Genomic DNA, 20,250 nt, shown 5'->3' on the forward strand with positions numbered 1-20,250 from the left:
TAAACAAGGTACATTATGACTTTAAGCGACGTAAGTTGGTGGGTTTGGCTTATTCTTTTCCTAATTATTATCGCAATTCGAGACGTTTTCATTCAGAAAAAACATACTATTAGTCATAATTTTCCCATTGTTGGCCATCTGCGTTACCTTTTAGAAAGTATTGGTCCAGAAATGCGCCAGTATTTTGTAGCGAATAACCGCGAAGAACTTCCGTTTAATCGTATAGAACGTGGTTGGATTTATGCTTCTTCAAAAAAAGAAAATAATTACGAAGGTTTTGGAACAGATCGCGATATTTATGCCAATCAGCATATGTTTGTAAACAATGCAATGTTACCGTTTAAACCTGGAGTAAATCACCCAAATACTATAGACAAAACATTTTTACCATGTGCCAAAGTCATGGGCGAGTTTAATAAAAGAAGACGTCCTTTCAGACCGGCTTCTGTTATAAACATCTCGGCCATGAGTTTTGGGTCATTATCTGCCAAGGCTATGGATTCCTTAAATAAAGGTGTGCAAATCGCGGGTGCTTACCATAATACTGGTGAAGGAGGATTATCTCCATACCATAGTAATGGAGGAGATATAATATTTCAGGTTGGTACAGGCTATTTTGGAATTCGTGATGCCGACGGAAATTTTTCCATGGAAAAGCTAGTTGCTTTAGTAGAAGCCAATCCATTTATTAAAGCTATTGAAATTAAATTATCTCAAGGTGCAAAACCTGGAAAAGGAGGCGTTTTACCAGCAGCTAAAATAACAGAAGAAATTTCAAAAATTAGACACGTCCCTCTAGGTAAAGATGTTATTTCTCCTCCAAGTCACTCCGCATTTAAAGATATTCCAGGTCTTATAGAATTTATTGAAAACATAGCAGAACTCACCGGTTTACCTGTAGGCGTAAAAGCCGCTATAGGAAAAACAGAACAATGGGAAGAACTTGCCGATCTTATGATTGCAACTGGAAAAGGTCCAGATTTTATCACTGTAGATGGTGGTGAAGGTGGAACTGGAGCAGCGCCTCCTAGTTTTGCAGACCACGTGTCTTTACCATGGGTTTACGGATTTAGCGAATTATATAAAGTCTTTTTAAAACGCAAATTAACAGATCGCATTGTATTTATCGGAAGCGGACGTTTAGGATTCCCTGCTAAAGCAGCTATGGCTTTTGCTATGGGAGCAGATTGTATAAATGTTGCCAGAGAAGCCATGTTAAGTATAGGATGTATTCAAGCACAAGTATGCCACACCAACCGTTGTCCTAGTGGTGTTGCCACCCAAAGTAAATGGTTACAAAATGGTATAGATCCAACATTAAAATCGGAGCGTTTATCGCAATACTTTAAAACGTTTAGCAAAGAATTTATAGAAGTAACTCACGCTGCTGGTTACGAGCATCCTTGCGAATTTACTATGCAAGATATTAATATAAATGTAGACGATAAAAACTTAACTAGTAAACTAGACAAGACTTACAAATACAAAAAAGCTCCCGTCCCTTTTATAAGCATGCAAGATTTAAAAGATTGCCCACACTTAGGAGGACAACACCATAAAACCTAAACACTAATTTTATAATAGTCTAAAGTATTTTTTTGTTTTGTTGAAACAGAAAAACCTATTAAGTTTGCCGTAAATTTTATACTTATGAATCCCGATTCTTTAATTAATTTGTTTTTATACACTATTCCTGCTCTAGTGACAGGTTTAATCGCATTTTATTTCTTTAAGGAACATACTAAAAACGAAGATGGCCGAAGACGTTTTTTATTAAAAAAAGAAATGCAAGTGAATGCCATGCCGTTACGTTTACAAGCTTACGAGCGTATGGCTTTGTTTTTAGAACGTATCACCCCTTCTAAATTATTAATTCGTGTACAGCCCATGTCTACAGACAAAGGGGACTACGAAATGTTATTAATAAGCAATATTGAACAAGAATTTGATCACAATTTATCGCAACAAATTTACATCACAGACGAATGTTGGAACATTATTATAGCCGCTAAAAATTCAACAATACAATTAGTAAGAAAAGCTGGAATGTCAGATAAAACAGACTCTGCAAATAAATTGCGTGAAGTTATACTTTCAGAGATGATGGAAAAACGCGCTCCTAGCGATGCCGCCCTGTCTTATATAAAAGAAGAAGTAAGCGACATGTGGTAATTTAAAATATTATACGTTTTACTCAATTAGTTTTTACTAGTATTCGGTAGAAAACAAAAAGCTTCGTGTTATTCACGAAGCTTTTTGTTTTTTATAATCCTATGAGCAGAATTTAACTCTTCATATTTCTATAAAAAAGCGCTTTAACATACTTTAAAGGTTCATCTTAAATTACTCTTAAAGTCCAATCAATATAGTTTTAGCCAGTTTTAAATTTATAATTTTAATGTTCTAGTACTAATTAAAAGTAAAATTTACACAAGAGATACTCAGTAAACATTGCTGCAATTACATCCATAGTAAGTGGAATTTTACATAGAAAAAAAAGCATTATGAAAGATATAAATTTAAGAAACCAATTAGTAGGCGCTTGGGCCCTTAAAGATTTTACTCAAGAAAACGAAAACGGAGACATCACTTATCCCTTAGATAAAAAACCATCTGGTTTTATAATCTATACACCAGACGGCTATATGTCTGCACAAATGCAAAAAAAAGATCGCGCTATGTTTGACTCCGATGATATGTTTGGCGGAAAGCCAGAAGAGTACAAGCAAGCAGCAAGTGGTTATTTAGCCTATTCTGGACGTTTTTTTGTAGATGAACAAAAACAGACTGTTACACATGAATTAACAGCAAGTCTATTCCCTAACTGGTTAGGTAAAGAACAAGTCCGCTTAATAAAATTAGATAATGAAACTCTCATCTTAACTACCGAGCAACCTGTAATGTTTAATGGCGAATTACAAACAGCTAAAGTTGTGTGGGAACGCGCTCCTGAAAATTATTAATTATTGGGTTTATAAAACTATTATCGTGTTTCATATTCTGAAACAGACGAGGATCCATTAAACTGTTTCATTTTAGCATAATCAAAACCTTGTTTCCACCATTTTTCCATTAAAGGTTTACTAAAAATTAAAGAGTTTTCGGTTAATTGTGTAGGTGTGTAATACAAATTAAGCTTTACATTTTTCTGGATGGCTGCAAGCTTACCAATTACAATATCGTGATATTCTAATTGATCTATAACATGTCCGAATAAATTCATCATTAAAGAAAACGGATTTTGCCCCAAAACCTTATTGTCTTGTATCTGTTCAGACTCTAAAATTACAGCATCAACCTCTGTGGCTCCTCTTAAAATTGCTTCTTGAATTGGCACTACACACGAATAACCGCCATCTGCATATTCGTGTCCATTTACTATGGCAATAGACATAAACGGAATATAATTACATGATATCCAAATCCACTCACAAAACTCTTCATAAGTACATTCTTGAATAGATTTATATTCTACTCTACCTTTAGACAGATTAGTGACCGTAACTACAACGTCCGATTTTGTACGTCTAATCTGATTGAATTCTTCAAACGTCAGATTCTTTTTTATATTCCGCTTAAGCGATTTACTTTCTCCAAACGTATGTTTACGTTTCATAAACTGAAGTACAGAATTAAAATAGTTGATTGATACATACTCCCGATCTCCTTTTTTGTGCTGTACAAACGGACTCACACTAAAAATATCACTTTGAGATACATTGGTATAGATATTATACAATTTATCTAAATCGCCAGTTGCCAAATGCGGAATCAATAAACTTCCTGTAGACGTTCCTAAATAAATGTCGTAATTACGTTTTTTTTGTTCTATTAAATATTGTGCAACGCCACCTGCAAAAGCGCCTTTACTACCGCCTCCAGAAATTACTAATGCTCTCATGAAATTATTTTTTGTCTTGCTGAAGTTGATTTAATATACTTGTGTATTTTGGATTTTGCACTAATCCAGATAACAGCTGTTTAGCCATTTTGCTTAATCTCCAATTATGATGATGCGTAGCTTGTAAGATATTAGATATAGTTTCTTTGTTATATAACTGAAGCGCTTCTATATAACTAAAGGCTAATTCTCGCACTTCAAAATCATATTCAGGACTTGTGTAACGCATTAACTCTTCTAGATAATTCTGGTTGTTTTCTGGTTTAAATTCGGGTGTAGACAAAGCTAAAACCAACCATAATTGCCTAATATTTTTAGAGTTAAAACCGATATAATCTTTAGTTTGTTCTAAATATATAAAACGTTGCTCTGGAAAATTTACCCATAAATTATAGAGTGCCATTTCTTGCGTTTGGTAAGACTTATCATTTAGAAGCATTTCGTAAGTCTCCTGTAATTCTGATGGTATTTTAGTTAAAACTTGTGCTATGGTTTGCCTAACTTCTACGCCATTTTTAAGCATTACTGCTTCTGTAATTAATTCGGGATGCTTTAATAAAAGCTGCTGTTTTTCAAAATAAAATTTAGACGGATTTAATAAAAACTGATCATCATGTTCTGCCATACAATTTAAATCCTCGAATTGTTTCATGTAGAAACTCATATCATCTTTAGTGTGACTTAGAACATAATCCATTGGGAATGTTTCAGAATTCAGCCACAAATCAAAAAAAGCATCTAAGTTTTTTCCGCTAGCCAGCTTAACTTGCTTAATGAAATCGTCTGTGTCTACGTTCTCAAACTGATGTGCTTCCAAATAACGCTTAACAGCCAATTTAAATGCATTATCCCCTACTTCTTCACGTAAAGCATGCAATAACCAAGCGCCCTTTTTATAAAACGTTGTACTGCTCGATTTCGGATTCAACAATGCCGTACTTTGCCCATTTGCATCCTGAGCCTGTAATTCTTTAGCATATTCGTACAAACGCATTTTATAATAATCGTTACCAAACACATCCCGTTCGGCCAACAAAGCATAATAAGTTGCAAAACCTTCCTGCAACCAATGGTGTGTTCCTGAGGTTTCTGTAACCAAATCGCCAAACCATTGATGTGCCAATTCGTGAGCATTTACATTTACATAATTTCGATCTACAAAACCAATAGCATCTACCACGTAAGCATCAGAAAATATAGTAGCACTCGTGTTTTCCATACCTGCATATAAAAAATCGGCTACAGGAATTTGTTTATAATTTTCCCACGGATAAGGCACTCCAATTTCAGACTCTAATAGATTAAAAATTTGCTCTGTATAGCGGTAAGTGGGTTCAACTTTTAGTGAATCTTCAGGATAATAATACAATTCTAAAGTCACCCCACTATTAGAACACAATAAGGTTTTATCGTAAATCCCGGCAGCAATTGCAAATAAATAATTACTCATCGGGTTTTTAGTTACATAATGCCACGCTAATAATGTATCTGCTTTCTTAGTCTCTATTAATTCACCATTTGCAATAACTTGATAATCTTTAGGAAAACTAACAGTAAGATCTAAAGTTGTTTTCTCGTTCATATCGTCAAAACTAGGCAACCAATTACTTGTATACTTACCTTGACCTTGAGTCCAAACTTGATGCTTACCTTCGTATTCCCATCCCACAAAATACATGGCTTTTTTAGGATTTGCTATATAATACAACTCAAGTTTATTGTTATCACTTCTTTTAAAAGGAGACAGTAACCAAAGCTTATTCCCATCGTTTTTAAATGCTACATCTTGTTTGTTTAGGGTGACTTTGGAAATTTCCATGAGTTGGGCATCGATAAACAAAGAATCTGTAGGTGCTAAGACATCAAAAACATAAGTAACATCTCCAAAAATTTCTTTTTGAATGGGCTGAATTGTAACATTAGCGGTAATCGACTTAAAATCAACCAGCTTTGTTTGTTGCCCCCATAAAAAGCTACTAAAAACAGCTAAAAAAACATATAAAAAAGACTTCATATATTAAATATAGCAAAGGTTTTAGTAAAATTGATAAAATTTAAGGTTTTATGTTTGACGGAATAGAATTATCTTCGTTTTTATGAATTCCAAGCTTCAAACTCCAATTGATTATTTAAAAGGTGTCGGTCCAAATCGTGCAGATTTACTCCGAAAAGAACTTGGTATACACACCTATCAAGATTTAATAAATCTGTTTCCAAACCGATATTTAGATCGTACACAATATTATAAAATCACCCAATTGCAACGCAATAATGCCGATGTACAAATTGTTGGCCGTGTGGTGGGTTTAAAAGAAGTGGCACAAGGCAAAGGTAAACGTTTGGTCGCAACTTTTAAAGATGATACTGGTGCTATGGAACTGGTTTGGTTTCGTGGTTTTAAGTGGTTAAAAGAAAGTATAAAACTAAACACAGATTATGTTGTTTTTGGAAAAACAAATGCGTTTGGAAATACTTTTAGTATGCCACACCCAGAAATGGAATTGTTAGTAGAACACGAAAAAAATCTACGCTCTGCCATGCAACCTGTATATCCGTCTACCGAAAAACTATCTAATAAAGGCATAACAAATCGCGTGATGAGCAAGATCATGCAGCAGTTATTTATAGAAACTAACGGTAAATTTGAAGAAACTTTATCTCAAGGTTTGTTATCTGAATTAAAATTAGTCACTAAATCTGAAGCGCTATTTAATGTCCATTTTCCGAAAAATCAGGAGCTTTTAGCCAGGTCACAATTCCGTTTAAAATTTGAAGAATTGTTCTATATTCAGTTGCAATTAATTCTGAAAAATTTAATTCATAAATCTAAAATAAAAGGGTTTCCTTTCAATCAAGTTGGAACCTATTTCAATACATTTTTTAAAAACCATTTACCGTTCAATTTAACCAATGCACAAAAGCGGGTTATTAAAGAAATTCGAGCAGATTTAGGAAGCAATGCGCAAATGAATCGGCTCTTACAAGGCGATGTAGGTTCTGGGAAGACTATAGTTGCTCTCATGTCAATGTTAATCGCACTTGACAACGGTTTTCAAGCCTGTTTAATGGCGCCTACTGAAATTTTGTCAGTCCAACATTACAACGGATTAGTTGACTTGTGTAAAGATTTAAATATCAGCATAAAACTCCTTACTGGATCAACTAAAACTTCAGATAGAAAAATAATCCATAACGCTTTAGAAAATGGTGAATTAGACATCCTTATTGGTACACATGCGCTCCTTGAAGACAAGGTGAAATTTAATAATTTAGGGCTTGCAATTATAGACGAACAACATCGTTTTGGAGTGGCACAAAGAAGTAAATTGTGGAAAAAGAATCATATACCTCCACACATTTTAGTGATGACAGCGACACCCATTCCAAGAACATTAGCCATGTCCGTTTATGGTGATTTAGACATCTCTATAATTGATGAATTACCACCAGGAAGACAACCTATAAAAACAGTACATCGCTTTGATTCTAATCGCTTAAAAGTCTTAAGATTTATTCGTGATGAAATTAATAAAGGACGTCAGATTTATATTGTTTATCCATTAATCCAAGAAAATGAACATATGGATTATAAAGACTTGATGGATGGCTACGAAAGTATTGCTCGCGACTTCCCTTCTCCTAAATATCAGATTTCAATAGTACATGGTAAAATGAAAGCTGCCGACAAAGAATTTGAAATGCAACGTTTTATTAAAGGTGAAACTCAAATAATGGTAGCCACAACAGTAATTGAAGTTGGCGTAAATGTACCTAATGCTTCGGTTATGATTATTGAAAGCGCCGAACGTTTTGGTTTGTCTCAATTACATCAATTACGTGGTCGTGTAGGACGTGGAGCAGAACAGAGTTTCTGTATATTAATGACGAGTCATAAATTAAGTGCCGACAGCAAAACACGTTTAGAAACGATGGTTAAAACGAGCGACGGATTTGAAATTGCAGAGGTCGATTTAAAATTACGTGGTCCAGGAGACATCATGGGCACCCAACAAAGTGGCATATTAAATCTAAAAATAGCCGATATTATTAAAGATAACGACATTTTAAAATTAGCTCGTTTTCATGCTAAAAACATTTTAAAAGACGACCCTAGACTTATTAAAGAACAGCATCGTCCGATACTTTTTACCTACCAACAATTAGCTAAATACAAGAATATTTGGAATTACATTAGCTAAATTATTCATTTAACAACTTTGAAATAAACGATTCAAATTCAGCTTTATAATCCTCATACAAATCTCCTGTAGCTGGTCCGTTAAACCCTGTATGTATCTTTCTCACCTTTCCATTTTTATCTACATAAATAGCCGTTGGGTAAGATAAAACATGATTTAGCATTGGTAATTTTTCTTGTGCAGCTGCTTTATCTGTAGAACCATATTGCGCTAATAACACAGGATAAGGAATGCCTAATCGTGTTTTTAATCGTTCAATATTTTGGAACGCTTTTGCTTCAGTTTTAGCATACTCAAAAGCCAAACCTACAAATGCAATATCTTGAGAGGTATGCGTTTTTAAATACTCTACAAAATATTTACTTTCATCTAAACAATTCGGACACCAACTTCCCATAAGTTGTACTACAACCACTTTATCTTTAAATTGCTCGTCCGACAAAGACACCATCTTCCCCGTGTGATCTGGAAATGAAAAAGCTAAGGCATCATAACCTGGTTTTAAAAAGGTTAAGGAATCGGCATCTGCTAATTCAAACTCAGCATTACGTTTTGCAGTGAATGGCTCTTTGTAATGGTTTCCCGAATAAAATGTTCCCGTCATAATACTATCTCCTACCTCGGCAGTAAATAAAAATGCATGAGCACCATCAAAAGCAGAAAGTTTCATCGTTTTACCTTCTATAGCGCCTTCTAAAAAACGATAATCACCAGTGGTTGTTCTAAACGTTCCTGTAACCTTATTTCCTTCTTGCTTAAATATACCTTTTCCCAAATACATATCTTCAGGACTATCTGGACTAAATACAGTCTCCCAAACACCTTCAGCATTTACAACTGCATCTTGACTTGTTTCAAATCGATTTGCATGACCATATTCTGCTTTAAAAAACATGGTACGGTCTAGTCCTTCAATAATAAATTCCCCTTGAATGGTATTGGCATCCATTCGTTTTGCTTTAATATATCCTTCAAAAACTGGAGGTTTAATGGTTATGCTATCCTTAGTATAAGTAATTTCATCAACATTAATATGTTCTTCTGCATTAAAAATGGTTAACACAGTATCATTAATCACTTCAAAATTAAAAGGTAACATCTCGTTATCTTGAGTTTCTAAAGTCGCTCTCCACATCCCTTTTTTTAATTTTTCAGGTTGAGATTCTTTACAATTACACAAACACAAAGCCAGACATAGCAATAAGAAATAACGCATAAATTAAAAATTTTATTAGTAATCGAAGAAACATAAAAATACTTACAATAAAAAACATTTTACCAGTTTAAAGGCGTTCAATTATTACCATATACGCTTTATAAACATTCATTTTTTACCTACATCATAAAAAACAGATTAAACACGAACCAAAAAGCATCTTTTTAATTAGAAATACTAAATTAGTTGTCTAATTAATTTTTTAAACATGCAAAACAGCTACTCTTTTCAAAACATGCCTAAATTTTTTACCACCCTTGCCCTACTCTTTTTTTCAATTTATAGTTCGGCTCAAGAGCAAAATAAATCAAAACTAAGCATTAAAGAAATTATGCAAGGTGATGCTTTTGTAGGTCATTTACCCTCTGATGTACAATGGGATGAAAATGGAGATGCCATCTATTTTAAATGGAATCCTGAGTCTGCCTTTTCAGATTCTTTATATACTTACAACCTGAAAAACAACAAAATAGATCAAGTTTCTTTTGAAGACACTTACAATCTACCTCCCCAACGCGTAGTATATAATGCTGATCAATCTAAAAAAGCATATACCAATCATGGTGATTTATACCTTATAGATGAAGGTTCGAAAAAGATAACACAAATAACGAATACGATAGAACGTGAAAGCAATCCGCATTTTACCAATAACAACACCGCTATTGCTTATACTAAAAACAACAATTTATATGTTTGGGACATTACTTCTGGTATAACCACTCAGATCACAAACTTTACAGACAAAAAAGAAAAAGACAAAAAAAAAGATAGCAAAGACGAATGGCTATACAACGATCAGATCGCTCTTTTTGATGTTTTAAAAACACGTAAAGCTAAAAATGATGAAGCAGAACTTTTAACTAAAAGAACTGAAAACAAAAGGCCATTAGAAATTTTTACAGATAAGAAACAAATTACAAATCTTAACCTGAGTCCTGATGGAAAATTTGTGACTTATCTTACCGTAGATCGCAAAAAAAACAAAAATACTATAGTACCGCATTATGTAACCGAATCTGGTTATACAGAAGACCAAAAAACACGTTCTAAAGTGGGAGATGCACCTTCTGAATACAAATTATATATTTACGACATTAAAGGTAGACACACATATCCTGTGGTTTTAGATAATCTTGAAGGTTTAGATTACATACCTGAATACACTAAGGATTACCCAGATAAACCTTATGAAAATGAAGATAGAATTTCATACATCTCAGAACCAAAATGGAGTTCTGATGGTAAACATGCCGTTTTAGATATAAATGCTAACGATTATAAAGACCGATGGATTGTATTATTGAATCTTGAAAAAGGTACAATTACAAATTTAAACCATCAGCATGACGAGGCTTGGATTGCTGGTCCCGGAATTAGCAGTTACGGCAGAAGTAATTTAGGTTGGATGCCCGACAACAAAAACATTTGGTATATGTCAGAAAAAACAGGTTATGCTCATATTTACAAAACCAATATCTCTACTAAAAAAACTAAAGCCTTAACTAGTGGTACTTTTGAAATTTACAATCCCTTTATTTCTAAAGATCAAAGCCTATGGTATTTTGGTGCGAATAAAAATCATCCTGGCGATCGTCAATTTTACAGCATGCCAATACAAGGAGGAAAACTAAAACAGCTTACAGAAAAAACAGGTAGAAATGATGTTACCCTTTCTCCGGACGAGCAATTCATGGCTATTTTATATTCTAATTCTAATACTCCAACAGAGTTATATCTAAAACCAAATCCGCAGTTTAATAAATCATCAGAGTCGGCGAAACAAATTACACATTCTACCACCAAAGCTTTTAACTCTTATTCTTGGAGAACTCCAGAAAATATTACCTATACAGCATCAGATGGAGCTACAGTTTACGCTCATGTTTTTCAGCCAAAAACTGAAGTTAAAAATAATGCAGCTATAGTTTTTGTTCATGGTGCCGGATATTTGCAAAATGTGCACCAGTGGTGGAGTTCTTATTTTAGAGAATATATGTTTCATAATTTATTAGTAGATAATGGCTACACCGTTATCAATATAGATTATCGTGGTAGCGCCGGTTACGGAAGAGATTGGAGAACGGGAATTTATCGCCATATGGGCGGAAAAGATTTATCTGATCAGGTTGATGGCGTTAATTATTTAGTAGAAAATTACGGTATCGACAAAAACAAAGTTGGAATCTACGGCGGGTCTTACGGCGGATTTATCACCTTAATGGGTATGTTTAATGAAGCAGACACTTTTAAAGCTGGAGCAGCTATACGATCTGTTGGAGATTGGGCAGCATATAACCATGGCTATACTGCTAGAATTTTAAACACACCAACGACAGATAGCTTAGCCTATCGCAAAAGCTCCCCAATTTACTTTGCAGACGGCCTTAAAGGCGATTTATTAATCTTACACGGTATGGTTGATGATAATGTGCATTTTCAAGATATGGTTCGCCTATCTCAACGTCTTATAGAATTAGAAAAACACAATTGGGAAATGGCTATATATCCTGTAGAAAGACATGGTTTTGTAGAGCCTAGCAGTTGGACAGACGAGTATACACGAATTTACAATCTTTTTCAAAAGAGCTTACTTGGCATTTTACCAACAGATTAGCAAACAACAAGGCATTTTAGTAATTAGATATAAAAATTGACACCCTCAGGGTATCTCGAATTAATTATTAAATATTTATCTTTGCCACAGCATGTATTAAATGCAAAATCGATTTGTTTTCTTCCTTTTGAAAACATCGAAAACAAAAAAATATATTTACACTTGGCAAAACACAAACAATGAAGATTTCATATAATTGGTTAAAACAATTTATTAAAACTGACTGGTCTGCAGAGCAAACCGGAGAACTCTTAACAGACCTTGGTTTAGAGGTTGAGGGTATAGATGCTTTTCAATCTGTAAAAGGCGGTTTAGAAGGTATTGTTGTAGGAGAAGTATTAACCTGCATACAACACCCTAATGCAGACAGATTAAAAATTACCACTGTAAATATAGGCGAAGAACAACCTTTACAAATTGTGTGTGGTGCACCAAATGTTGACGCGGGACAAAAAGTACCTGTAGCAACTATAGGAACCACTTTGTACACTGAAACCGGTGAAGCTTGGACCATTAAAAAAGGTAAAATTAGAGGCGAAGAAAGCTTTGGAATGATTTGCGCAGAAGACGAGCTTGGCTTAGGACAATCTCACGATGGGATCATGGTTTTAGATGCCAATTTAAAAGTAGGTACACCTGTTGCAGATATTTTTGATGTAGAAAATGATTTGGTTTTCGAAATTGGTTTAACACCAAACAGAGCAGATGCCATGAGCCATTTTGGTACTGCCCGCGATTTGAGAGCAGGTTTACTACAAAAAGATATACATGCCGAATTAATTACACCTTCTGTGAGTGCATTTCATGTAAACAACAGATCATTTCGTGTAGATGTCGATGTGCAAAATAAAGATTTAGCACCTCGTTATTGTGGTGTGAGTATCTCTGGGGTTAAAGTAGAAGAATCTCCAAAATGGTTACAAAACAGACTTAAAGCAATAGGTTTAACTCCTAAAAATAATATTGTCGATGCTACGAATTACGTCCTTCACGATTTAGGGCAACCCCTACATGCCTTCGACTTTAATAAAATAACAGGACAGAAAGTCATTGTAAAAACTGCTGAAGCAGGATCAAAATTCACCACTTTAGATGGTATTGAACGCACATTACACGAAGATGATCTAATGATTTGTGATGCCGAAAAACCAATGTGTATAGCAGGTGTGTTTGGAGGTGAACAATCTGGAGTTACAGAAAACACTACTAACATATTTTTAGAAAGTGCTTACTTTAATCCTGTAAGCGTTAGAAAAACAGCTAAACGTTATGGACTAAATACCGATGCCTCTTTTAGATTTGAACGTGGTATAGATCCTAATTTATGTGAATACGCATTAAAACGTGCAGCCTTATTGATTATTGAATTGGCTGGAGGAGAAATCTCTAGTGATATTATTGATTCTTACAGCAATAAAATTGAAGATTTTCAAGTCCGTTTAAGTTTTGATAATGCAAAACGCCTTATTGGAGAAGAAATTCCTAAAGATATTATTAAACGCATCTTAATGTCTCTAGATATCAAGATTAACAACGTTACAGAAACTGGTTTAGGTTTAACTATTCCTGCTTATAGAAACGATGTTCAGCGTGAAGCAGATGTTATTGAAGAAATTTTACGTGTGTATGGTTACAATAATGTAAAGACTTCAGAAAAGCTACATGCCTCTATTTCTAACTCATCGCGATTTGAAGACCATAAACTTCAAAACCTTATTGGAACACAATTGGCGGCACAAGGATTTTTCGAAATTATGGCCAACTCTTTAACCTCTCCAGATTACGTTGCCTTAAGCGAGCAATTAAAAGCCGAGCACAATATTAGCATGCTTAATCCTTTAAGTAACGATTTATCGGCTTTAAGACAATCGTTATTATTTTCAGGTTTAGAAGCATTGTCACATAACATAAACAGAAGACGTCCACATTTAAAGTTTTTTGAATTCGGAAAAACCTACCATCAGTTTAACGAAAACCGTGAAGAATTTAAGCATTTATCACTATTTGTAACTGGAAATAAAGCATCTGAAACGTGGAACTCTGCTGCTCAAAAAAGCGATTTCTTTTATATGAAAGGAATTATTAATACTGTGTTAGAACGTTTGGGTTTATCTAAATACAGAACTTCTCCTATTTCTAACGATATTTTTAGTGAAGGTTTACAATTTGGATTAGGAAAAACCAAATTAGTAGAATTTGGTATAATTAAATCTAGCATCTTAAAACATTTTGATATTTCTCAAGAAGTCTTATTTGCTGATTTTAATTGGGATGCCATTATAAATTTTGCAAAACACAATAAAACAAAATACACTGAAATTGCTAAACATCCAGAAGTACGTCGTGATTTTGCTTTACTATTAGACGAGCAGGTAACTTTTGAAGAAATTTTTACGATTGCAAAACAATCTGAAAAGCAATTACTAAAAGATGTGAATCTGTTTGACGTATACCAAGGTAATAACTTACCACAAGGCAAAAAGAGTTATGCTGTAAGCTTTATTTTACAAGACGAACAAAAGACACTTACCGAAAAGCAAATCGATAAAATTATGTCTAAATTACAATCTAATTTCGAGAACAAATTAGGTGCAGAATTGAGATAATAAACCTCAACATATACCCATTAAAAAAGCCTGCAAGATGCAGGCTTTTTTGTGTCAAAAATTAAAGAATAAATTAAATTACTTTTACGTTTATTGCGTTTAATCCTTTTTTTCCTTCTTTTAATTCAAATTCAACGGTATCTCCTTCTTCAATTCTGTCAATTAAGCCAGAAACGTGAACGAAATATTCGTTGCTTGAACCTTCTTCTGTAATAAATCCAAATCCTTTAGATTCATTGAAGAATTTTACTGTTCCGTTTTTCACTGTGTATAAATATTGTTAATAGTTTTAACAAAATTAAGATTATCTACAACTTGACAAAATAATTTGTCATTTTTATTTTACGCTATAACAGAATACTTTAGATCCCATAATATTTAAATTTAGGGCATAAAAAAACCCATCAATAAATTGACAGGTTTAAGATCATAAAAAGTATATATACTTAAGAAAGTATTAGATTACTTTTACATTTACTGCGTTTAATCCTTTTTTACCTTCTTGTAAATCGAATTCTACTGCATCACCTTCACGAATTTCATCGATTAATCCAGAGATGTGTACAAAATGTTCTTTGTTTGTGTCGTCTTCAATAATGAATCCAAATCCTTTTGAGTCGTTAAAGAATTTTACTGTTCCTTTGTTCATTGTAATAAATTAAATAATTATAATTACTACAAATGTAAGGTTATAAATGTGATAACCACCTATAAAATCATATTTATTTTTAATTAATAATTTTTATTCCATTTTTACATTAGCATAAATTGTTTTAAAACAATTTAAAAGTTCGTATCTTTAATTAAATACTAAATTGACAATACTATGAAAGATTCTAACTATACAAAAGTATTTACAGGTAACTTTATAATTGTACAGCGTCTTGTTAGCGAACTAGAAGCAGAAAATATAAACGCAATCATTAAAGACGAAAGTGAGTCTGGTAGATTAGCTGGTTTCGGGTCTTCTATTCAGGGGCAACAAGATTTATTTGTAAACAAAGAAGAAGCAGTTGCAGCACTTAAAATTATTGAAGGCGTAACGGCAGAATTAGACGCATAAAAAAACCCTGACGCATCAGGGTTTTAAAAGCAATATTTTAACTTATAACTTAGACAGCGTACATTTTGTTACGCTGTTCTTTTATTTTAGAATCCGACATATATTCATCGAACGTGGTGTAACGATCAATAATTCCACTAGGCGTTAATTCGATTACGCGATTTGCAACTGTTTGAGCAAACTCGTGATCATGTGTAGAAAACAACACCGTTCCTTTAAAATTCTTAAGTGAATTGTTAAACGCTGTAATACTTTCTAAATCTAAATGGTTTGTTGGTTCGTCTAACATTAACACGTTAGCTCTCACCATCATCATTCGACTTAACATACAACGTACTTTTTCACCTCCAGATAATACATTCGATGTTTTTAAAGCTTCTTCTCCACTAAAAATCATCTTACCTAAGAATCCACGAACGTAAACTTCTTCACGTTCTTCTTCTGTAGTAGCCCATTGGCGTAACCAATCTACTAAGGTTAAGTTATTATTAAAAAAAGCACTGTTATCTAAAGGTAAATACGATTGTGACGTTGTAACCCCCCAATCGAACGAACCAGAATCTGCTTGTTCCTTATTATTTAAAATTTGATAAAATGCTGTTGTTGCTCTAGAATCTTTAGAGTACACTACAACTTTATCACCTTTATTTAGGTTTAAATTGATGTCTTTAAATAAAACTTCGCCATCTAAAGTTGCAGACAATCCTTCTACATTTAAAATTTGATCTCCTGCTTCTCTATCGCGTTCGAAAATAATGGCAGGATAACGACGACTAGTACGTCTAATATCCTCTATATTCAATTTATCAATCATTTTCTTTCTACTGGTTGCTTGTTTACTTTTTGCAACGTTGGCAGAAAAACGACGAATAAACTCTTCTAATTCTTTCTTCTTTTCTTCAGCTTTTTTGTTTTGCTGTGCATGTTGTCTTGCCGCTAATTGAGATGACTCGTACCAGAACGTATAATTACCTGAGTAATGATTAATTTTTGCAAAATCGATATCAGAAATATGTGTACACACTGCATCTAAAAAGTGTCTATCGTGAGATACAACGATAACACAGTTATCAAAATTAGCGATAAAATGTTCTAACCACGTAATGGTTTCATAATCCAAGTCGTTGGTAGGCTCATCCATAATTAAGACATCTGGATTTCCAAAAAGGGCTTGCGCCAAGAGCACACGTACTTTTTGTTTCCCATCTAAATCTTTCATTAAGGTATAATGGTAATCTTCATTAATCCCTAAATTAGATAGTAAAGCTGCTGCATCACTATCTGCATTCCAACCATTCATCTCTTCAAACTGCACTTGAAGCTCACCAATTTTTTCAGCATTTTCATCTGTATAATCGGCATATAAAGCGTCAATTTCTGTTTTAATTTTAAACAACGGTTTATTTCCTATAATAACGGTTTCCAAAACGGTATGCTCGTCGTATAAATTGTGGTTTTGTTCTAAAACCGACATACGTTTTCCTGGCTCTAAATGAACATGACCAGAGGTTGGTTCTTGTTTGCCAGCAATAATATTAAGAAAAGTAGATTTTCCAGCGCCATTAGCACCAATTATTCCGTAGCAATTCCCTTGATTAAAAACTGTACTTACTTCATCAAAAAGGACACGCTTTCCAAATTGTACGGAAAGATTTGAAACTGATAACATATATGTATTTTTAATTTGCTGCAAAAGTAGAAAATTTAGAGGTATAACACGAAAGAAATTAGATCTTAATAATATTTAACAGCCTATTAACAGCACAAGTTGACTACAACTCATATTTTTGTTATTAAGCTATCTTATTTTCAAAATTAAGAGCGTACCTATTTATGAAGCACCTTTACCTCATTTTTTTACTTTCGATTTGTTTTACCGCCTGCAAAAAAGAATCTGAACACGACAGGATGTCTTGTGCATTTTTGGGAGGCGAAATTATAAACCCCAGCAATAACTACGTTGTTATCTCTAAAGAAAACAATGTTTTAGACACTATAAATTTAGACCAAAACAATAGGTTTTTATATAAAATAAATCCTATAGATCCTGGTTTATATACCTTCTCTCATGGTGGGGAAATACAAATGGTTTTCTTAGAACAAAGCGATAGTATTGTATTGAGATTAAATAATTTGGACTTTGATGAATCTTTAGTCTTTACTGGACATGGTGCAAAAGAAAACAATTATTTAATTAATATGTTTTTGCAAAACGAAGTTGTTAATAATAAAATTCTAAGAATGAGTCAGGCGTCTCCTGAAAAATTCGAGAACGATTTAGACTCTATTAAAGCTATATTTCAAAAGAATTTTGATGAATTTAAAACCAAATACAAAACGTCTGACCTATTTAACGAAATAGCACAAGCTAATATAGATTACAATTTTTACGCTCAAAAAGAATTATATCCGTTTACATGTTACGGAAATACAGAACGTAAGAACTTAGATGAATTGCCTGATGGGTTTTACGATTACAGATCCAACATAGATTACAACAACGAGAAGTTAAAAAACTATTTCCCATATTATAATTTCTTAAAATATCATTTTAATAATATTGCCTTACAAAGTCACTTTAAGCATTCTAAGGACAGTATTTTCAATAACAAATCTTTAGATTACAACTTAGATAAAATTAAATTTATAGATAGTTTAGTAAGTAATGATTCTATTAAGAATTCACTACTAAAATTTGCTGCTTATAGATATGTAAATTCATCGAATCAAATAGATGATTATACACCTTATCTTAATTCATTTCTAGAAAAAAGCACCTCTAAGAAAAATAACGAACAGATTACAAGTTTAATTGAATCATTAATAAATCTTAAACCTGGAAATACATTACCGAACACGCTAGTGTCTAACAATGCGGGAGAAGAATTGCATTTAACAGATTTTATAAAAGGGCCAACGGCTATTTATTTTTGGTCTTACAACATGAAGAATCATTTTATTGAAAGCCATAAAAAGATTCAAGAATTAAGGAAGAAATATCCAGAAATTGATTTTGTAGCTATTAATATTGATAATAACGAAGACAGCTGGGTAACTTACTTAAAGCAACATCAATATCCGCTTAAAAACGAATATCACTTTATGCATCCAGAAATTTCTAAACAAATTCTAGCTCTAAATACTATAAATAGAGTGATGCTTATAAAAAAGGATAGAACCATAGTGAATGGTAATACCAATATGTTTTCTAAGCATTTTGAAGTTGAGTTATTGGGATTGATTAATCAATAATAATAAACATAAAAAACCCTCAACTTTTACATTGAGGATTTTTTCCCTATTAACAAATTAACACTCTAATTATTCATTTATTTATTTTGTTCCGTTTAAAAACTTAGGTTTCATAACTAACATAGCCCATGCCCAATTTTGAGCATCTGCTGCATCTGCTTTTGTTACACCTTTTAACTCATACATCCCGTCTGATGCAAACATTTGAGAATACCCTAATACCAAACTAAAGCCGTCAAACTTCTTAGCATAGACTAAATCTAGTTCTGTACCTAAAGCTTTGTCTCCGCTAGCTAATTCTTGTTCGCCACTAAAGTTTAACACTTTAACTAACAAACTAGATGTCTCATTTAAAGTGAAATTAGCACTTACATGTACATCAACTAAACCAATTGAGTTTGCATGATTTCCAACATAGAAATAATCCATAAATCCGTTAAATTTATGATTTGTACCATATAAAGGAAAGAACGCACCAGTTTCCCCAGCATCTGCATCATTCCCACTAATAACCTCTACTCCCGCTCCAAGACCTATACCACTAGATATTTTATACGTAGCTTCTAAACCTAAAAGATAAGCCCCTTTAACAGACAAATCGTTTACACGTTCTCCTGTTTGTAAATACGCGTTTCCGTCTAATCCAAACGCACCAGATTTATATTTTAAATGTGTACCAATAGTTTGTAAACTACTCACGCCATACCCATCGTAAGTACGTGAACCATCTACCAATTCAAAATTTTGAAACGTATTATTTAAAAGCAATAGACTTGCAGAAAACGCACTCCAGTCTTTCTTTAAATATCCATATTGCATAGCTTTATACGTAAAGAAGTTTGGATCTTCAGTATATTCATTTCCTGTAGACACATAACCGCTAATATTACTTGTATAGTCGTCAAAATCTTGATTAAAGGCTAAACCAACATCAAACATAAAACCTTCTTTTTTGTACTGAATTAAAGCAGCATCGTGATTACGTCCCATTTGAGCCCAATCTAAACCACCCATAATACGCTGATCGTCGTAAGACAATACTTGGCGACCAATTTTAGTTGAAAATCCTGAACCCAGTTTTATATCTGCCCAAGCTTGAAAAATAGCGAACGAATTATTGGTATCTACAGTATTAATCTGTCTGTTTTCACCCCAGGTTAAAACATCTTGCATACTTAAATAAAAGGTATAAGCTTCGGTTTTGTAATTGGCGTTTAAGCGCGCACGCGTACTAATTGAAAATGCAGGTTCTGCACTTTCTGAAATAATACTTCCAAAACCATGACGATATTCTGCACGCGGTCTAAATTCTCCATCCAACGTAAATTGTGCCTGCATGGCTTGAAAACTCCCTAACAAAAGGACTAATACTATTAATTGCTTTTTCATTATTATT

At 33.3% G+C, this 20,250-nt stretch carries 15 protein-coding genes; 8 read left to right on the top strand and 7 right to left on the bottom strand.

Annotation, left to right across the window (positions count from 1 at the left end; all coding sequences use genetic code 11):
• The first annotated feature begins 15 nt into the window (after window positions 1-15).
• From AST99_RS15325 to AST99_RS15335, 3 genes are all read left to right on the top strand, one after another.
• Window positions 16-1,566 (top strand): FMN-binding glutamate synthase family protein, encoded by a 1,551-nt coding sequence (locus AST99_RS15325; RefSeq protein WP_057783207.1) that lies wholly within the window; start codon window positions 16-18, stop codon window positions 1,564-1,566.
• A gap of 84 nt (window positions 1,567-1,650) precedes the next feature.
• Window positions 1,651-2,172 carry a DUF7935 family protein gene (locus tag AST99_RS15330; RefSeq protein WP_057783210.1) on the top strand — a complete coding sequence of 174 codons (522 nt, stop codon included), beginning with the start codon at window positions 1,651-1,653 and terminating at the stop codon, window positions 2,170-2,172.
• Window positions 2,173-2,504: 332 nt separating this feature from the next.
• Window positions 2,505-2,963, top strand: coding sequence for a lipocalin-like domain-containing protein (locus AST99_RS15335; RefSeq protein WP_057783212.1), 459 nt, complete (start codon window positions 2,505-2,507; stop codon window positions 2,961-2,963).
• Window positions 2,964-2,983: 20 nt separating this feature from the next.
• On the opposite strand, the gene AST99_RS15340 is transcribed toward AST99_RS15335, so the two are convergent.
• Window positions 2,984-3,901, bottom strand: a complete 918-nt coding sequence (locus AST99_RS15340) for a patatin-like phospholipase family protein (protein WP_057783214.1) — start codon at window positions 3,899-3,901, stop codon at window positions 2,984-2,986.
• 4 nt (window positions 3,902-3,905) lie between these two features.
• Entirely contained in the window at window positions 3,906-5,915 is a 2,010-nt protein-coding gene (locus AST99_RS15345) for a M1 family metallopeptidase (RefSeq protein ID WP_057783216.1), read from the bottom strand.
• 82 nt (window positions 5,916-5,997) lie between these two features.
• On the opposite strand from AST99_RS15345, the gene recG reads away from it, so the two are divergent.
• Window positions 5,998-8,100 carry an ATP-dependent DNA helicase RecG gene (gene recG / locus AST99_RS15350; RefSeq protein WP_057783218.1) on the top strand — a complete coding sequence of 701 codons (2,103 nt, stop codon included), beginning with the start codon at window positions 5,998-6,000 and terminating at the stop codon, window positions 8,098-8,100.
• Window position 8,101: 1 nt separating this feature from the next.
• On the opposite strand, the gene AST99_RS15355 is transcribed toward recG, so the two are convergent.
• Window positions 8,102-9,316, bottom strand: a complete 1,215-nt coding sequence (locus tag AST99_RS15355; RefSeq protein WP_057783220.1) for a TlpA family protein disulfide reductase — start codon at window positions 9,314-9,316, stop codon at window positions 8,102-8,104.
• 235 nt (window positions 9,317-9,551) lie between these two features.
• On the opposite strand from AST99_RS15355, the gene AST99_RS15360 reads away from it, so the two are divergent.
• Window positions 9,552-11,933, top strand: coding sequence for an alpha/beta fold hydrolase (locus tag AST99_RS15360; RefSeq protein ID WP_057783381.1), 2,382 nt, complete (start codon window positions 9,552-9,554; stop codon window positions 11,931-11,933).
• A 179-nt stretch (window positions 11,934-12,112) separates the two neighbouring features.
• Complete coding sequence (pheT, locus tag AST99_RS15365) at window positions 12,113-14,539, top strand: phenylalanine--tRNA ligase subunit beta (RefSeq protein ID WP_057783222.1); 2,427 nt, start codon at window positions 12,113-12,115, stop codon at window positions 14,537-14,539.
• A 73-nt stretch (window positions 14,540-14,612) separates the two neighbouring features.
• Here the strand turns inward: pheT and AST99_RS15370 are convergent, their stop codons facing one another.
• Window positions 14,613-14,804, bottom strand: a complete 192-nt coding sequence (locus AST99_RS15370; protein WP_057783224.1) for a cold-shock protein — start codon at window positions 14,802-14,804, stop codon at window positions 14,613-14,615.
• 192 nt (window positions 14,805-14,996) lie between these two features.
• Complete coding sequence (locus AST99_RS15375) at window positions 14,997-15,188, bottom strand: cold-shock protein (RefSeq protein ID WP_038528380.1); 192 nt, start codon at window positions 15,186-15,188, stop codon at window positions 14,997-14,999.
• A 177-nt stretch (window positions 15,189-15,365) separates the two neighbouring features.
• Here AST99_RS15375 and AST99_RS15380 point away from each other — a divergent pair, with 177 nt between their 5' ends.
• Window positions 15,366-15,602: a putative signal transducing protein gene (locus AST99_RS15380; RefSeq protein ID WP_057783226.1), complete on the top strand. Its 237-nt coding sequence runs from the start codon at window positions 15,366-15,368 to the stop codon at window positions 15,600-15,602.
• A gap of 49 nt (window positions 15,603-15,651) precedes the next feature.
• On the opposite strand, the gene AST99_RS15385 is transcribed toward AST99_RS15380, so the two are convergent.
• A complete protein-coding gene (locus AST99_RS15385; protein ID WP_057783228.1) occupies window positions 15,652-17,271 on the bottom strand; it encodes an ABC-F family ATP-binding cassette domain-containing protein in 1,620 nt (539 codons plus the stop codon).
• Window positions 17,272-17,435: 164 nt separating this feature from the next.
• Between AST99_RS15385 and AST99_RS15390 the strand changes: the two genes are divergently transcribed.
• Window positions 17,436-18,854, top strand: coding sequence for a TlpA family protein disulfide reductase (locus tag AST99_RS15390; protein WP_057783229.1), 1,419 nt, complete (start codon window positions 17,436-17,438; stop codon window positions 18,852-18,854).
• 81 nt (window positions 18,855-18,935) lie between these two features.
• Here AST99_RS15390 and AST99_RS15395 read toward each other — a convergent pair whose 3' ends face one another.
• Window positions 18,936-20,243, bottom strand: a complete 1,308-nt coding sequence (locus AST99_RS15395) for an alginate export family protein (RefSeq protein WP_057783231.1) — start codon at window positions 20,241-20,243, stop codon at window positions 18,936-18,938.
• Between the last annotated feature and the right edge of the window lie 7 nt (window positions 20,244-20,250).

Origin of the sequence: Formosa algae (assembly GCF_001439665.1) — a bacterium.
Lineage (GTDB): Bacteria > Bacteroidota > Bacteroidia > Flavobacteriales > Flavobacteriaceae > Formosa > Formosa algae.

Excerpts from the sequence above, each read along its gene's own strand:
- AST99_RS15355 (WP_057783220.1), bottom strand. The coding sequence starts at position 9,316 with ATGCGTTATTTCTTATTGCTATGTCTGGCTTTGTGTTTGTGTAATTGT.
- AST99_RS15375 (WP_038528380.1), bottom strand. The coding sequence starts at position 15,188 with ATGAACAAAGGAACAGTAAAATTCTTTAACGACTCAAAAGGATTTGGA.
- AST99_RS15395 (WP_057783231.1), bottom strand. The coding sequence starts at position 20,243 with ATGAAAAAGCAATTAATAGTATTAGTCCTTTTGTTAGGGAGTTTTCAA.
- AST99_RS15360 (WP_057783381.1), top strand. The coding sequence starts at position 9,552 with ATGCCTAAATTTTTTACCACCCTTGCCCTACTCTTTTTTTCAATTTAT.
- AST99_RS15340 (WP_057783214.1), bottom strand. The coding sequence starts at position 3,901 with ATGAGAGCATTAGTAATTTCTGGAGGCGGTAGTAAAGGCGCTTTTGCA.
- AST99_RS15380 (WP_057783226.1), top strand. The coding sequence starts at position 15,366 with ATGAAAGATTCTAACTATACAAAAGTATTTACAGGTAACTTTATAATT.
- recG (WP_057783218.1), top strand. The coding sequence starts at position 5,998 with ATGAATTCCAAGCTTCAAACTCCAATTGATTATTTAAAAGGTGTCGGT.
- AST99_RS15335 (WP_057783212.1), top strand. The coding sequence starts at position 2,505 with ATGAAAGATATAAATTTAAGAAACCAATTAGTAGGCGCTTGGGCCCTT.
- AST99_RS15325 (WP_057783207.1), top strand. The coding sequence starts at position 16 with ATGACTTTAAGCGACGTAAGTTGGTGGGTTTGGCTTATTCTTTTCCTA.
- AST99_RS15330 (WP_057783210.1), top strand. The coding sequence starts at position 1,651 with ATGAATCCCGATTCTTTAATTAATTTGTTTTTATACACTATTCCTGCT.
- pheT (WP_057783222.1), top strand. The coding sequence starts at position 12,113 with ATGAAGATTTCATATAATTGGTTAAAACAATTTATTAAAACTGACTGG.
- AST99_RS15385 (WP_057783228.1), bottom strand. The coding sequence starts at position 17,271 with ATGTTATCAGTTTCAAATCTTTCCGTACAATTTGGAAAGCGTGTCCTT.
- AST99_RS15345 (WP_057783216.1), bottom strand. The coding sequence starts at position 5,915 with ATGAAGTCTTTTTTATATGTTTTTTTAGCTGTTTTTAGTAGCTTTTTA.
- AST99_RS15390 (WP_057783229.1), top strand. The coding sequence starts at position 17,436 with ATGAAGCACCTTTACCTCATTTTTTTACTTTCGATTTGTTTTACCGCC.